Source organism: Micromonospora parastrephiae (genome assembly GCF_016802865.1).
Lineage (GTDB): Bacteria > Actinomycetota > Actinomycetes > Mycobacteriales > Micromonosporaceae > Micromonospora > Micromonospora parastrephiae.
Window position 1 is genome coordinate 21,977 of record NZ_JAEVHM010000016.1, and the last position, 14,341, is coordinate 36,317.

Sequence of the window (14,341 nt, forward strand, 5' to 3'; positions counted from 1 at the left end):
CGGCCCCGGGGACGGGTCCGATGCCCCGGTCGGAGACGTGTTAGCGTGCTCGTCGTTGTCAGCGAGCGCCGCTAGCTCAACTGGCAGAGCAGCGGACTCTTAATCCGCGGGTTCGGGGTTCGAGTCCCTGGCGGCGCACCAACGATCAAGGCCCTGACCTAGTGATTCACACTGGGGCGGGGCCTTTTTCGTGTACGCGGGTGGTGGGTGGTCGCTCGGCGGGTGCTCGGGAGCCGTTGGACCAGGGCTGGCGATGCTGGGACATGTCGGTGTTCCGTGGACGCCTGCGCTCATCGTCATTTCTGAAGTGGCCATCCCACGCCGAGCGTCAGGGCATTGGCGCATCCGACCGCTGAGGCGTCGCCGCGCGTCTTCGAGCATCCGGTCGTTGGCGATTACGCTGGTGGCGTGGGGGGACAGCTGCGGGTTCGCGTGCAGGGGGACCTGTATCACCCGGTGGTGCCGCCTGGCGCCGTGTACGTGGGGCGGCAGGGGTTCGGGTTGCGGCGCTCTCCCTGGGCCAATCCGTTCAGCCTGCGAAAGGATGATCGGGCGGAGGCGTTACGCCTCTATCGGCAGTGGCTTGCGGGGCAGCCAGCCCTTGTTGACCGGGCGCGGCGGGAGCTCACGGGGAAACAGTTGGCGTGTTGGTGCCGCGTCGAGGATGCGTGCCATGCCGACGTGCTGGCCGACATCATCGGTTGAGGTGCGATCCGTATCTCGCGGCGGGCCGTCTCGGTGCGTACACACCGCCGATGCTGAAGGACTGCGGTCTTGCCGCTTGGTTCCCTACGTAGAAGGCGACGTCGCGGTCGGCGGCGCAGAGCTGGGTGAGGAACTTGTTTCTCAGCTGTTCCGCGGCCTCGGCGTCGGTGAGCTGGTCTAGACGACGTTGTAGGGCGACGAACTCCCAGTCCCAGAGTGTCTGTTGGTGCCCGCGGCAATGACGGTCTGCGCAGCGATAGCGGTAGGCACCAGTGAAGCGTGGTGCTTGAAGCGGGCTGCGCTTGGCCGGTTCCAGTAGGTCGAGCTGGTTGAGGTAGCCAGCGATCTTCTTGCGATCCTCCGCCGACCAGCCGGGATGGCGCTTGACCTGAAGAGACGAGATGTCGGCCACGCGAATCAGCGCGATCGATCGTGCGCTCCGGTCGTCGCGGGCCTGTTTGTTGAGCCAGCACATGGAGTCTTCGACGAGCGGATCGAGGAGGTTTCGACGCGACTGTCGGCTGGCGATGTGCCGCTCGGTGGTCATGGTGTCCACGATCGGCTTCCAGCTCTCGCGCCGCTGGTCCTGACTGGCTGGCAGTGCGTCGACGTGGATGATGTCGTACTTGTGGAACTTGCCGTCGTCGTCGAGGTCTCGATAGTGGACCGGGTAGAGGCGAATCCAACCCGTCCAGGGCGGGTCCATGCCCAGTGCCCCGACGCAGACCGTCTCGCCGTACCGCGCGGAGGGGTTGGGTGCCGCCTTCACTGTGATCAAGAGGCGGAGTGTCGCTGGTCGTGCCAGGACTGGCTTCGGTCTCGAATCTTCGTCGGTGCTCGGTCCCCACAACGGAAGCTGTTCCAACGGAACCACCCACATTGCTAAATGAAGCTGCCCAGGCACGTTTAGTTACATAGACGGTCTCACATTAAATGGATCCGGCACTAGCCGGCAGGGGTGAGGGTTGGACTCTCAGTCAAACGCCAGCGCGCAGAACCCATCTTTCCCATTACTGTTAGTAACCGCTGTCTCGGCCCGTGGTGCGCCATTGCTGGGCCGGAAAGGCGCGTGTCAGGCGCTCCTGGAGATTGGTGCCGCGGTGCAGCGCTCTCTGTGGAGATCAACTACTGAGGGTTTGGTTTGACCGCTTCGCCTCCTCTGTCCTCAGCTCTTCGGCTGATTCGGTGAACAGTGATCTCGAAAATCGGCCCCAAAACCACGGTTTGGATATGTGGGTGCTCGCACGGCCCTTCACGCCTCGTTCAACGGCCTCCGGCGTGCGCTGTCTCCGGTCACGGGGGTCCCGGTTCCCAATCTTGCGATCAGGGCATCGACCACTCTCTGTTACAGCCTTCGCGAACAGGATGTCGGGCCGCCGGGGCTCGGAGGGATCATCAGGGAATGGGTGACCAGGATGCCGTGCGGCTGCTATCCCCGCGGCGGTGGCGGATCCTGTCGTACCTGGCACAGCATGGGTCCGCGTCGACGCTGGACGTGGCGCTCGTCTGTGCGGTGTCGCGGCTGACGGCCCACCGCGACCTGGTGTGGCTGCACGAGGCGGGCTGGTGCGCCGTGAACGCTCGCCGGAGGACCGGACCCACACCTGGTGGTACGAGGTTACGGCCGAGGGGACGGAGGTGCTCCGCCGCGCCCTGACGGCGTCGGGGCGGCCGGTTCCACTGCGGTTGGGTCAGCGGCCCTCCGGCAGGGCGGATGCCCTGCTGTTTCTGCCGTTGATCGAGGTGTCGCGGCGCAACCCGGGGCGGTGCGAGCTGTTCCAGTGGCTGGCGACGATGGAGACCTCGTCGTGGTTGCGCCAGCACGACCTGGCGCAGTTGCGGGCCGACGGCTACGGCGTCTGGCTGCAGGACGGACGGTGCCTGCGGTTCCTGGTCCACGTAGACCGTGGCCCGATCGGCGTATTCGCCGAGCACGAACGGGCGACGTCAGGTCTGGGTGCACTGCTGGTCGGCTACCGGCGTGCGGACCGGCCGGTGCCGGTCGGGGCGGTTCTGGTGATCGCTCAGGACGCCGAGCGGGAGGAACGACTGCGGACCGACCTACTCCGTGGGCCGCTGCGGAACGTTGTCGCCACGACCACGCAGCAGTTGTTGTATCGCCACTGGCCGGACGAGCAGCTATGGCAGGTCCCGGGTGAAACTGGCAGACGTCGCCTCGTCGAGCTCGGATCCTGACCGCACCTCGTCACGATGCTTCTACGACGATCAGCCTCCTGGTCGCGATGAGGCCGGCGGCGTGATGCTGGAGTCAGCGTCGTCGTGCTGCGCTGCTACCCCTACGCTGGCGGCATGAGGGAGCGCAGCGCGGACCGAACTGGTAGGTGCTGATGAACCGGCATGCAGAGGCACCTGCGGAGGCGATCCCTGACGCGACCCGGGCTGATGTGGAGACGCTGTGGCGCTACCACGACATGCGTCACGAGTTGCGCCCGTGCGACGTGGGGATCGGATTGGGCAGTCATGACCTCGGGGTGGCTGTCATCGCGACGCGCTTGTTTCACGAGGGCCTGTTCCCCAGGATCGTGTTCACCGGCGCGAACGCCCCGACGACCGTCGAGCGTTTTCCGCGTGGAGAAGCAGTGCACTACCGCGAGTACGCCATCGAGCAGGGCGTATCCGCGGAAGCGATTCTCGTGGAGCCGCGTGCCACGAACACCGCCCAGAACCTGGAGTACTCGCGTCAGCTCCTGACCGAACACCGGATCCCGGTGAAGTCGGTGCTGATCATGTCGCGGCCCTACCAACAGCGTCGGGCCTACGCCACCTGCAGGCTGATGTGGCCGGAGGTTGACGTGGTGTGCGCGTCGAACCCACTCGAACTCGACGACTACGTGGCCAATATCGGCGATCCGCGGCGGGTGGTGGACATGCTGGTAGGCGACACGCAGCGGATCGAGGTGTACGCGGAGCGCGGGTTCGCGATCCCGCAGGTGATTCCAGACGAGGTGCGGACGGCGTTCGAGCGCCTGGTGGCGGCTGGCTACACGAGCCGACTGATCTGAGCTTGGTTACCAGCGCGGCCCTCCCGACCGGACACCCATCCGATCGCTGAGTTCGACGGCCAGTCGGGGTGGCCGGGGGCGGGTGAGGATGTCCCGAACGAGGTCGCGGGAGAGCTGGTGGTAGCGCACCTGGTCAGCGCCGATAACCTCTGCGTTCAGGAGCGCGGCGAGCGCGTCGTCGATGCGGTTCCACCGGGCAAGGGCTCGGGCGGTTTCGATGGCATGCCGAACCTGGCGCTCGACGGGCACGGTGCTGGTGTCGAGTGTGGCGCCGATGGCGATGGCGCGTTGCACGTCGCCGAGTTCCATCGCCACGGTCGTCTTGTGGATCGACACGTTGGTCGGCCCGAACGCGGTCCAGACGTGGTTGCCATCAGCACCGAGCCGCTGTGCGGTGGCATCGGCCTCCGTGATGTGGGTGTCGGCCGAGGCGCGGTCGTCGTCCCGGGCGGCGGCCAGCGCGCAGACGAGGTGCAGGCTGCCGTAGACCGACAGCAGCTGCGGAGTGGGTTTGGCGAGCCGTGGTTCCAGGAACTGCGCCGCCGTGGCGGCGAGGCCACGAGCCTGCGCATATTCGCCGATGGACGCCAGCGAGTGCGCGGCGGAGCGGCTGAGCGAGCCGATGACGACGTGGTCGTGGCTGGCGTTGGCGGCGGCCAACCCTCGGCTGGCTGCGGTCCACGCGAGGTCACCTTCGCCGAGCTTGGTGAGGAACAACGCGGCGAGCTGGTGGGCGTAGGCGGTCATCGCGTGCGCTCGCTGGCCATCGTCTCCGTCGTACGCCTCGGTGGCGGTGAGGCAGTCGTGGATGAGGTAGGGCAGTCGGCGGGCGAGGGTGCCGTATCGCGAGTGCTGGTAGGCGGTCCAGATCTCGGCGACGTCGTTCTCGATCTCGCGCAGAGCGGGCGCTTCGACGTCTCCCGTGCTGGCCAGCGTCGGCGCGAGGTGACGATAGTCGTGAAGCGCGGCCCGCAAGGCCGGGATGGTCTCGCGCCCTGAGTCGTCCGACCACTCGAACAGGCTCGGTGCACCGATCAGGTCGCCGAGGGACACGTCGAGGGCTTTGGCGATCGCGCGTATGACCGACAGCCGGTCGAGGTCGGCCCGGTTCGTCTCGACCTTGCGTAACCACTCCTGGGTCTTGCCGACCAGACCGGCTAGCACCTCTTGGGAGAGGCCTCGTCGACGTCGGTAGAAGGCGACGCGCTGGCCGATGGTCATGTCTTCCGTCATCCCTCGCACACCATCACCCTGCCCGCTGAAGGCCGCCGGACCCGGTACGGATTTTCCCGGTCCTCCGTACGGACCGCCCCTACGTTCAGTTCACCCCAGATCACCGGCGCGTGTCGATGCCGGTGTCGGGATGACTGACAGGGAGCTGTAGAGGGAGGGATCGATGGGCGGCGCACCACACCACGGCTTGGGCCGCTGGCTCGGCCCGTCCGGGAGCGAACTGTCTCGGCGTCTTCCCCGCCTGCGTACCGCCATGAGGGCTGCGTGGGTGGGTGATCGGCGGTCTGCTCCCAGCCGCCGTGGTGCGGCGGCGGGGTCGCCATTCCCCCGGCGAGCCCGCCGCTCATCGTCCCTGGTGGGGGTGGCGGCATGACGGTGTACGTCTCGCGTAACGCCATGGCCGGCCAGTCCCGGCTTCCCGAGCCGAGGTGGACGGCCTCGCCGGGACGGGTGTGGCCGGCTGATCCGCCGCTTCTCACCTTCGTGTGGCGTCGGCTGTTCGAGCAGCAAGCCCGCGAGGGCGGTCGCCGGTGACCGGGCCACAGCGCCGCCTCGCGGCGAACCGGCTCGCGCCAGCCGAGGTGGAACATCTGCCGATGCGCCCGCTGTGGCGGTGCCGCCGATGCGGGCAGCCGTGGCCCTGCGGCGCAGCGAAGCTCGCGCTCCTAGCCGAGTACCGGGAAGTGCCAGTGAGCCTGTTCCTCTACCTGGCCGGCTGCCTGCACGACGCGATCGACGATTTGCACCGGCTGAACCCGAGCGTCACGGGCAGCGCCGCGGACATGTTCTACCGGTTCCTCGGCTGGCCAGCCCGGCATACCCACGCCTACCGTGTCAGTACCACCACGGCCGTCAGCATCGAGGAAGCCTCCTCGTGATCGGCATCGGTCTCATCACCGCCACCGGCCAGCCGGCGATCGCCGGCAGTTTCCACACCCTGGTCGTGCAGCCGACGAGCTTCTGCAACCTCGACTGCACCTACTGCTACCTGCCCGACCGGAGATCCCTCCGCCTGATGAGCGGCGCGGTCGCGCGGGCCTGTGCCGAGTCGATCGCCCAGCAGAACAGCAGTCATCCGGTGAGTGTCGTGTGGCACGGGGGCGAACCCACCGCCACACCCATCGGGCTGTTCCGGGAGCTGCTGGCCCCGTTCGAGGAGTTGCGGCGCGCGGGGCTGGTGCGTCATGAGATCCAGACGAACGCGACGCTGATCAACCGCCGGTGGTGCGAGTTGTTCACGGCTTACGGTTTCGAGGTTGGGGTCAGCATCGACGGACCGGGCGCGTTGAACCGTAACCGTCTCGACCGGGCTGGCAACCCCACGGGCGCCCGGACCCTGCGCGGCATGCAGACCCTGGCCGACGCAGGGCTGAGGTACTCGGTGATCTGTGTGGTCACCCCGGAAACCATCGACCACGCGGGCGCCCTCGTCGACTTCTTCACCGGCCTGCCCGGCTGCGAGTCGGTGGGCTTCAACATCGAAGAGCAGGAGGGCGCCGACCGGGAACCGGTGTTGGAGGATGCCGCGTACCGGTTCTGGCAGCGACTCATCGCACGTCGCGTCGGCGGCAGCCCGCTGCGGATCCGCGACGTGGACCGGCTGGCCGACTACCTTGCCGCCACCCGTGCCGGGCTCGTCGACCACGCCCCCTACGAGCCGATCCCGACCGTTTCTTGGGATGGGAAGGTGGTGCTGCTGTCACCGGAGCTGCTCGGCATCAGCGAGCCGCGATACGGCGACTTCGTCGCCGGCAGCGTCCTCCAGCAATCCATCACCGCCATGCTCGCTCGCGCTGGCGACCTGGGCTACGTCGCCGAGTTCGTCGCAGCCCTCAACGACTGCGCCGACCTCTGCGCCTTCTACGACTTCTGCCGTGGCGCCCAGGCGGGCAACCGCTACTTCGAGCACGCGACGTTCACCGCCCGAGAAACGGCCTACTGCCGGACCACCCGACAGGCCCTCGTTCGCGCTGCTGCGGATCACCTCACCCCTCAAGGAGGAGCACCATGACCAACGCTCTCGCGACTCTCGTCAACGCCGCACCTGAGCTACTCGCTCGCCTCGGCGTCGACCAGGAGCGGTCGGTAGCGTCGATCGACGCGGCGAAGTTCGACAACCGCCCCAGCTGGGGAAACAAGGGCAAGTTCGACAGTCGACCCGGCTGGGACAACTGGAACAAGAAGAAGTAGCCCCCGCCACGGGGACGCGCGGGGTGGCGTGCCCACCCCGCGCCCACACAGGTTGAGGACACATGCGCACCACCACGATCGGCGACGTGAAGGTTCTGCTGCCGGACCTCGAACCGGACGACCTCGACACCACGACGGACCTCGACGGCGGCCTCACCGAGGCCCTCGTCGAGGGCGCAGGGTGGCGCGGCTCGCACCTTGAGGACGCCAGCATCCGCAGCAGCTTGATCGCCGGCGTGGACCTGAGCGAGAGCACCTGGGAAGCCGGCAGCCTCTACGGCTGCGAGATCACCCGCACCGACTTCTCCGGAGCGACCCTGACCGGCATCACCATCGAACGCTGCGCGATCACCGGCTCCCGGTTCACCGGCACCAAACTCACCGACGTACGGCTCAAAGACGTCCTGTTCGACGGCTGCCGCTTCGACTACGCCACCCTCCACCGCGTCACCGCAGCCGGCTCGGTCGCCTTCACCGACTGCACCCTCACCAACGGCGCGTGGTCTTCCTGCCGACTACCGCGCATCGCGCTGCGGTCATGTGACCTCGCCGGACTGGAATTGGACTCCTGCCACCTCGACGGCACCGACCTGCGGGGCAGCCGACTCGACGGGTTCAAGGCGCCGCTGGACAACCTGCGCGGCGTCACCCTTGGCGAGGACCAGCTTCCTGACCTCACCCAGATGACCGTCGCCGCCCTCGCCCTCACCGTCCGCAACGACTGAAGCAGAGGAGGCGTCGTGCTCGCTGAACCCACGGGCAGCCCGGACACGATCCTCGTCTGCATCCGGGGCAACTCTGGCTCGGGCAAGAGCAGCATCGCCCGCGAGCTACGACGCCGGCACGGCCGGGGCTGCGCCCTGGTCGAGCAGGACTGCCTGCGCCGCATCCTGCTGCGCGAGCGGGACAAGCCCGGCGGCGCGGCACCGGCGTTGATCGGGCAGACCGTTCGGTTCGCGCTGGACCACGGGTACCACGTGGTGCTGGAGGGCATCCTGCACAGCAGCCGCTATCGGGCGATGCTGACGGCTCTGCGGGATGGCCACCGGGGGCAATCGCTGTTCTGCTACCTCGACGTGTCCCTAGCCGAGACCCTGCGCCGGCACCTCACGCGCCCGCAGGTCAGTGAGTTCACGGCCGAGGACATGAGCGGCTGGTACGCCGCGCATGACGTCCTGGGCTGGTCTGACGAGCTCGTCCTTCCCGAGACGACAAGACTGGACGAGGCCGTCGAGGCCATCGCCGCTGTGGCTGGGCTACCCCAGACCGGACGCGACGACGACCGACTGCCGAACGTTCCGGCCCCGTAGAGCAGCTCAGCCGGCTACCGGTGCCGTTCCGGCGCACCGTTCGCCACCGTCGGTCCCGAGTGGCCAGACAGCCCGCTAAGCACGGCGACTGCGACGGCATGGAGCTCGCCCTACCGCGCCCGCCTGAGCCAGCTCTCGATGACAGTGAAGTCGTGCTCGGTCAACCCGCGACGGGGATCGACCCGATGCAGCAGGGCCGGGCCGTGGTGATGAGTCGACACCCACTGCTGATCGGCGTGGGAGATCTCGTCGTCGACCCAGACGAAGGGGCGTCCCTGCGCCCACTCGACCAGCCCACGGGTCTTCCAGTGCAGGACGCCCACCTCGTCGGAGTCAGGCCAGTCCACCACGGGCAGTGGCGGTAGCCCGAGCAGCGGCGCGAGCACGTCGTTCGCGTCGCTCATCCAGGTCGTCGCCCACACCAGATCACACGGCAGAGCCTCCAGCCGGCGGCCGTGTTCCGGATCGACCTTGTGCAGCAGGGGATGGGTATCGGCCGTCAGAACCGGTGCCTCGCGGTGGCCATCCGGAGTGCCCGGCTGAGCCGCCGTGGGTGTGCCAAGCGGGATGAGGGTGCCGTCCACGTCGAGGAACAGCAACGGACGCTGCGCAGGGTCGGACATGACCCAGAGGCTAGCCCTCACCCCGCCAACGGCTACCTACGTCCGCTTGCCCCAAAGCCATTCGTCGCGCCGGTGCTCCCGGCGGTCGGCACTCACGCACCGCTGGCGGCGACCACGACAGGGGCGGCGCCGGGAAGCATCTCACCGGGCACTGTCCGCTCCGGCGGGGCTGTCGTGCCGGACCAGGCCACCAGCACCACATTCCACATCCTCAACCAAGGAGTTCTCGTGCTTCCGCCGACACCTTCAACAACTGCCGTGGGCATCGGCAGTAATGAGTTCCGGCTTGATCCCCGTTCGGGGGTCGGGCTTGGCGTCAGCGTTGACGTCAGTCTTCAGCCGGACCCCCGAACCGACCCCCTGTTTCCTCTCACACCGCAGGTCAGCTCGTCTGTCAGTGTCGTCGGCTTGTCCTGCGACAGACCCTGCCTGGTCTCGGGTCTCTCCCCCTGGGGCTGGCATCCCTACTGGGGAAGGAGGTGGTAGCCGGTGGATGATCCAGTCCTCCGGGTCCAGTCCCAGCTGACCGGCCGTGACCGTGTGCTGCTCGGCTGGTTGTACGACCACGGCGTGTTGACGTCGTTCCAGCTCGCGACCGCCTTGTTCCCGTCGTTGGACTTCTGTCAGCGGCGTCTGCGGACCCTGTACCGGCTGCGGTTGGTGGCCCGGGTCCGACCGCAGCGTGCCGATGGCGGCTCGTACCCGTACCACTACGTGATAGATCAGCTCGGCGCTGAGGTCGTCGCGGCCAGCCGGGACGAACGCCCACCGCGGCGTGACCACGCCCGGGTGGAGCGGCGGCGCTGGACCTCGACCCGCAGCCTCGCGCACCGGCTCGGGGTGAACGGGTTCTTCACCGACCTGGCCGGGCACGCCCGCACCCGTGCGGGCACCGGCCTGGTGGAGTGGTTGCCGGAGGCGGTGTGCCAGCGCGCCGGTACGTTCACCAGCCGGCAGGATCCGGGGCTGGTGCGGGCGTATCAGCCGCGGGTGCGCCCGGACGGCTACGGCCGGTGGGTCGACGGTGGCGCAGAGGTGCCGTTCTTCGTCGAGTACGACACCGGCGCCGAGCAGTTGTCGATCCTGGCCGGCAAGGTGGACGGCTATCAGGAGCTGTTCGGCACGCTCGGGCGGATGTGGCCGGTGCTGTTCTGGCTGCCCTCGGCCGCCCGGGAGCGCAACCTGCGCCGCGTGCTGGCCGACGTGCCGCTGATGGTGCCGGTGGCCACCGGGGCCCGCGACCACGCCGCGACCGCCGGCCTGGGCCCAGCGGCGGCGGTGTGGGCCGTAGCCGGCGAGGAAGGGCAGCGGCTGCGGCTGGCTGATCTGGCCGGTTACGTCGTTGACGCCTCCAGCCGGGCGGGTGACGCCGCGTGATCGGCGACGGCACGACGGCGGCGGACAGTACCTCCGCTGCGGATCGGACAGCAACGGCCGGCGTCTGTCACGGATCTGTTCTGAGCAGTTCGGCCGGTGCTGACAGATCTGTGAGAGCACCGAACGTCCGCTCCCACAGCCGCGGGACCGCATCCCGGTCCCGCGTCTGCGGCGGACGGTCCACGGCCGACGTGCGATCCCCGTCCCGATGGTTGTCCGGTGCCAGGTCGGTCCGGCATCCGGTCCGGGCTCTTGTGACGGGCGGACGGGTCGTTGTTCCGGTCTGGGTCGAGGAGGTGATGGGCCACGACGGCACCGGCCACTGACCCGAGCGCGGGGGTGCGGGGTAGCCGCGTCGAGGGCGTCGTCCAGGTCGTCATCATGTTGGCCATTGGCGGGGCAGCCGGAGCGGCCAGCTTCACCCATGTGCACAACGTAGCCGCTGCGCACGGCCAACCCGGCTGGCTGGCTTGGGCCGACGCGATCGTTCTGGAGCTGATGTCCATCGCCTCCGGCCTGGAACTACGCCGCCGCAAACGCGCTCACACCTCGACCGTGTTCCCGGCCACCGTGCTGGCGTGTGCGGTCACTTTGTCCCTGGCGGCGCAGGTCGTCGAGGCCGAACCCTCGGTCATCGGGTGGATCACCGCCGCCGTACCCGCGCTCGGTTTCCTCGTCATGGTCAAGATCGCACTCGGCCGCACCAGCACCACCATGCCCGCCCCTGCCGTAACGGTGCTGGGATACCAGCCGGGTGAGTCAGGGCGGACCGTGGCGGACGGCGGACCAGGCGAGGCGACCCGGTCCGCCCTCACGGCGGGGGAGCGGTCCAGCATCAACCGGACCGTCCGCGCACCAGCTGCGGGCCGTAGGCGTGGCGGACGGGACCGGCAGCGGCGAGCGGACCGGGGACCGTCCGCGCAGCAGCCCGGCGACGTGGCCGAGCTGCTGCCGGCGGCGCGCAACATTCGGAACCGGCTCACCGCGGACGGGCAGGCACTGACCCGGGCGGCACTCGCCGAAGCGCTGCGCGCAGCCGGTCACACCGTGTCCAACACCCGAGTATCCGAACTCCTCAAAACCCTCAAGGTCGAATCGCAGGCACCACCCGAGCTGATCGCGAGCCCGACCGTGCCGACCAACCCGACGCCACCTCTGTCACCAGAGCGGCGCAACGGTGACGGAGCAGCCACCCCTGCGCCGGTCGACCCCGAAGGGGCTACCCCGCTCCTACCGCACAGCCATCCATCTCACAGCCAGGAGAACCCTGATCATGAACAGCCCAACGAACCCCGCTGACCAGACAACCCGCACTACGACCGACAGCACTACCACCGTGTCCGGTGTCGGGGAGGTGTGGACGGTCGAGCGCATCCGTGCCCTCGGCGTCACCACCACCCTCGCCACCACCGCCTCGGTGCTCGGGATCAGCCGATCCCAGGCGTACCGGCTCGCCGCCGCCGACCAGTTCCCCGTACCGCTGATCCGGGCCGGCAGCCGCATCATCGTCCCGGTTGCCGGCCTTCTTCAGCTCCTGCTGGTCGGGGACCCCGCTTCGACCGACGACCACCGACGACTTGATGCCGACGCGAAGGTGAGCGTGGATGCGGTGACCCCGCCACCAGCGGATTCCACCCGGTACCGCTGGCGGCACCATACGAAGCATCCAGGAGACGATGAGTGAAGGGATCCACCTTCAAACGCTGCGGCTGCCGCGACAGCGTCACGGGCCGGCGATTGGGACGCTCCTGTCCCCAGCTGCGCCGGCCCGGCGGCGCCTGGTCCCGCACCCACGGCCACTGGCACTGGCAGATCGAAGTACCCGCCCGCGCCGACGGCACTCGCCGCCCGCTCCGCCACGGCCCCTACGCCACCCAGGCCGACGCCGACGCCGTTCTGGACCGCATCCGGGCCGTGCTCGCCGTCCCCGACCCCACCGACCCGCACACCACCGTCAAGACCGGCGACCTGATCGAGGCCGCCGTCAAGACCGGCGCGCCCGTTCCCACCTCGGACCAGGTCCGGCGGGCGCTGCACCTGGACATCACCCCGACCGAGCTGCCCACGATGGAGGCGTACCTGACCGACTGGCTCGCCGGGCGCAAGAACATCAAGACCGGCACGCTGCGCTCCTACGAAGGGCACATCCGGCTGTACCTGATCCCGCACCTCGGCCACCTGCGCATCGACCGGCTCCGCCCCGGCCACATCGACGCCATGTACAACGCCATCACCGAGCGCAACACCACCATCGCCACCCTGCGAGCCAGCCGCGACCCCGCCAAACGCGATGAGGTCAAGAACCAGCGCATCGTCGGCCTCAGAACCCTGCACGTCATCCACGCCACCCTGCGCAAGGCCCTCAACGACGCGATGGGCCGCCACCGCTACATCGACACCAACCCCGCCCTCATGATCGAACTACCCACCGCCCGACCACCCAAGCCCACCATCTGGACCGACCAACGCGTCAAGACCTGGCGCGACACCGGCAAGGTCCCCAGCCCGGTCATGATCTGGACCCCCGAACACACCGGCCAGTTCCTCGACCACATCCACGACGCAGGCGACCGCCTCTACGCCCTTTACCACCTCATCACCTTCACCGGCCTCCGCCGAGGCGAAGCCTGCGGACTCCACTGGGACGATCTCGACCTCGACGCCCACACCCTCACCGTCCGCTGGCAACTCGTCCAACACGGCTGGGCCACCGCCATCGACACCCCGAAAACCACCGGCAGCGAAGGCGCGGTCGCTCTCGACACTGAGACCGTCGCGGTGCTGCGCGCCCACCGCACCCGGCAGCACCGCGAACGTCTCGCCGCCGGTGCTGCCTGGACCACTACCGGGCTCGTGTTCACCACGCCCACTGGTGGTCGGCTCCACCCTGCTGACGTCACCGACCACTTCCATCACCTCGCCACGCAAGCCGGGCTACCACCCATCCGGCTTCACGACCTCCGGCATGGCGCCGCGACTATGGGACTCGCTGCTGGCGTCCAGATGAAGGTCATCTCCAACCGGCTCCGCCACTCCAGCCCACACTTCACCGCCAAGTTCTACGGCGACGTCCTCCCAGAGCTGTCCCACGCCGCCGCCGAGGCCACTGCGGCCGTGGTACCACGACGGCGGGGCAATGGAGCGCAGACGGCATAGGCTTCTGTGCTTTCAGCCGCCCACATCGGCGCTGGGGCCAGTGGTCAATTCTGGGATGACGTCACCGCGAGCCATCCCTTATCCGAGGATTCTGGCGATGGCTAGGGCGATGCGTTCAACCCAGTCGATGGCATCCGTAGCATCTGCGTCGGTAATGCCGCGGCGCTGCTTAAGATCACCGTCGAGGAGGTCCGCCTCGTGGGCGATCTTGTTGCGACGTTCGGTAATCGCCGTGTACTGCTTCTTCAACGTCTGCTCGGTCATCGCCGTCCGGCCATGGTTCCACTCGTTGATCTGGGCGGCCGCCTTGGCCCAGATGTTCTCCTCCGTCACAAGCTTGAGCGCCTCGCTGATCTTGCGAGGGTTCTGCAAGGAGGCGTTCGCCCATTTCGCCCGTACGTGATCAGAGACGGCACCGGCGAGCGTGGTGGTGCCTTGACGTATCTCCTCCACCTTCTCGAGCGGCAGCTCAAACCTGGTGAGCTGGTACGGCATGTTGGGGCTGTTCTGGCCAGCCAGGTCAGCCACGCGCCGGTACAGCTCTTCATGGAACCAGTGATCTATCGCGCTGACAGCCTGCACCCACGCGGCGCGATAGAAGTCGCCGACGTCGAGGATGGGGGACTGGAACGCCGCCAGACTCCGTCCGGCGATGACCATCTTTCTGGCATACTCGATATTCATCCTAAATGCTTGGAACTCGCGCGTTCCTGGATGTCGATCT

The 14,341-nt window shown here is 68.2% G+C and carries 18 protein-coding genes and 1 tRNA gene; 15 read left to right on the forward strand and 4 right to left on the reverse strand.

What is annotated here, in order from left to right; translation table 11 throughout:
* Window positions 1-65: 65 nt before the first annotated feature.
* Together JNW91_RS05915 and JNW91_RS05920 are read left to right on the forward strand one after the other, a co-directional pair.
* A tRNA-Lys gene (locus tag JNW91_RS05915) sits at window positions 66-141 on the forward strand.
* Window positions 142-408: 267 nt separating this feature from the next.
* Window positions 409-705: a DUF4326 domain-containing protein gene (locus tag JNW91_RS05920; RefSeq protein WP_309244253.1), complete on the forward strand. Its 297-nt coding sequence runs from the start codon at window positions 409-411 to the stop codon at window positions 703-705.
* Here the strand turns inward: JNW91_RS05920 and JNW91_RS05925 are convergent.
* Window positions 695-1,585 carry a hypothetical protein gene (locus tag JNW91_RS05925; RefSeq protein WP_203173940.1) on the reverse strand — a complete coding sequence of 297 codons (891 nt, stop codon included), beginning with the start codon at window positions 1,583-1,585 and terminating at the stop codon, window positions 695-697. The two genes, JNW91_RS05920 and JNW91_RS05925, sit on opposite strands and share 11 nt — an antisense overlap.
* A 522-nt stretch (window positions 1,586-2,107) precedes the next feature.
* Between JNW91_RS05925 and JNW91_RS31960 the strand changes: the two genes are divergently transcribed.
* The 3 genes from JNW91_RS31960 (at window position 2,108) to JNW91_RS05935 (ending at window position 3,728) form a co-directional block, all read left to right on the forward strand.
* Complete coding sequence (locus tag JNW91_RS31960; protein ID WP_238424441.1) at window positions 2,108-2,362, forward strand: DeoR family transcriptional regulator; 255 nt, start codon at window positions 2,108-2,110, stop codon at window positions 2,360-2,362.
* Complete coding sequence (locus tag JNW91_RS05930; RefSeq protein ID WP_309244254.1) at window positions 2,272-2,901, forward strand: hypothetical protein; 630 nt, start codon at window positions 2,272-2,274, stop codon at window positions 2,899-2,901. Before JNW91_RS31960 ends, JNW91_RS05930 begins: the two co-directional genes overlap by 91 nt.
* 146 nt (window positions 2,902-3,047) lie before the next feature.
* A complete protein-coding gene (locus JNW91_RS05935; protein ID WP_203173910.1) occupies window positions 3,048-3,728 on the forward strand; it encodes a YdcF family protein in 681 nt (226 codons plus the stop codon).
* 6 nt (window positions 3,729-3,734) lie between these two features.
* Here the strand turns inward: JNW91_RS05935 and JNW91_RS05940 are convergent, their stop codons facing one another.
* Complete coding sequence (locus JNW91_RS05940; protein WP_203173911.1) at window positions 3,735-4,961, reverse strand: helix-turn-helix domain-containing protein; 1,227 nt, start codon at window positions 4,959-4,961, stop codon at window positions 3,735-3,737.
* A gap of 369 nt (window positions 4,962-5,330) precedes the next feature.
* Between JNW91_RS05940 and amcA (JNW91_RS05945) the strand changes: the two genes are divergently transcribed.
* The 6 genes from amcA (JNW91_RS05945) to JNW91_RS05970 all read left to right on the forward strand — a co-directional run bounded on the left by amcA (JNW91_RS05945) (window position 5,331) and on the right by JNW91_RS05970 (window position 8,461).
* Window positions 5,331-5,495, forward strand: a complete 165-nt coding sequence (gene amcA, locus JNW91_RS05945) for a multiple cyclophane-containing RiPP AmcA (RefSeq protein WP_203173912.1) — start codon at window positions 5,331-5,333, stop codon at window positions 5,493-5,495.
* Window positions 5,492-5,839, forward strand: a complete 348-nt coding sequence (locus JNW91_RS05950; protein ID WP_203173913.1) for a hypothetical protein — start codon at window positions 5,492-5,494, stop codon at window positions 5,837-5,839. Before amcA (JNW91_RS05945) ends, JNW91_RS05950 begins: the two co-directional genes overlap by 4 nt.
* The gene (gene amcB / locus JNW91_RS05955; RefSeq protein ID WP_203173914.1) at window positions 5,836-6,972 is read left to right on the forward strand and encodes a cyclophane-forming radical SAM peptide maturase AmcB; all 1,137 of its coding nucleotides are present in this window, start codon (window positions 5,836-5,838) and stop codon (window positions 6,970-6,972) included. Before JNW91_RS05950 ends, amcB begins: the two co-directional genes overlap by 4 nt.
* A complete protein-coding gene (amcA, locus tag JNW91_RS05960) occupies window positions 6,969-7,151 on the forward strand; it encodes a multiple cyclophane-containing RiPP AmcA (protein WP_203173915.1) in 183 nt (60 codons plus the stop codon). Before amcB ends, amcA (JNW91_RS05960) begins: the two co-directional genes overlap by 4 nt.
* A gap of 62 nt (window positions 7,152-7,213) precedes the next feature.
* Window positions 7,214-7,876 carry a pentapeptide repeat-containing protein gene (locus tag JNW91_RS05965; protein WP_203173916.1) on the forward strand — a complete coding sequence of 221 codons (663 nt, stop codon included), beginning with the start codon at window positions 7,214-7,216 and terminating at the stop codon, window positions 7,874-7,876.
* Between the two features lie 15 nt (window positions 7,877-7,891).
* On the forward strand, window positions 7,892-8,461 hold the full coding sequence (locus JNW91_RS05970) for a kinase (protein WP_203173917.1): 570 nt from the start codon (window positions 7,892-7,894) through the stop codon (window positions 8,459-8,461).
* Window positions 8,462-8,571: 110 nt separating this feature from the next.
* Here the strand turns inward: JNW91_RS05970 and JNW91_RS05975 are convergent, their stop codons facing one another.
* Window positions 8,572-9,084 carry an HAD domain-containing protein gene (locus JNW91_RS05975; protein WP_203173918.1) on the reverse strand — a complete coding sequence of 171 codons (513 nt, stop codon included), beginning with the start codon at window positions 9,082-9,084 and terminating at the stop codon, window positions 8,572-8,574.
* Window positions 9,085-9,573: 489 nt separating this feature from the next.
* Here JNW91_RS05975 and JNW91_RS05980 point away from each other — a divergent pair, with 489 nt between their 5' ends.
* From JNW91_RS05980 to JNW91_RS05995, 4 genes are all read left to right on the forward strand, one after another.
* Complete coding sequence (locus JNW91_RS05980; RefSeq protein ID WP_203173919.1) at window positions 9,574-10,461, forward strand: replication-relaxation family protein; 888 nt, start codon at window positions 9,574-9,576, stop codon at window positions 10,459-10,461.
* Window positions 10,462-10,839: 378 nt separating this feature from the next.
* The gene (locus JNW91_RS05985; protein ID WP_407664266.1) at window positions 10,840-11,760 is read left to right on the forward strand and encodes a DUF2637 domain-containing protein; all 921 of its coding nucleotides are present in this window, start codon (window positions 10,840-10,842) and stop codon (window positions 11,758-11,760) included.
* Window positions 11,735-12,145 (forward strand): helix-turn-helix transcriptional regulator, encoded by a 411-nt coding sequence (locus tag JNW91_RS05990; RefSeq protein WP_203173921.1) that lies wholly within the window; start codon window positions 11,735-11,737, stop codon window positions 12,143-12,145. The genes JNW91_RS05985 and JNW91_RS05990 overlap by 26 nt, the downstream gene beginning before the upstream one ends.
* The gene (locus JNW91_RS05995; protein WP_203173922.1) at window positions 12,142-13,617 is read left to right on the forward strand and encodes a tyrosine-type recombinase/integrase; all 1,476 of its coding nucleotides are present in this window, start codon (window positions 12,142-12,144) and stop codon (window positions 13,615-13,617) included. Before JNW91_RS05990 ends, JNW91_RS05995 begins: the two co-directional genes overlap by 4 nt.
* Window positions 13,618-13,695: 78 nt before the next feature.
* Here the strand turns inward: JNW91_RS05995 and JNW91_RS06000 are convergent, their stop codons facing one another.
* Window positions 13,696-14,301, reverse strand: a complete 606-nt coding sequence (locus JNW91_RS06000) for a hypothetical protein (protein ID WP_203173923.1) — start codon at window positions 14,299-14,301, stop codon at window positions 13,696-13,698.
* Between the last annotated feature and the right edge of the window lie 40 nt (window positions 14,302-14,341).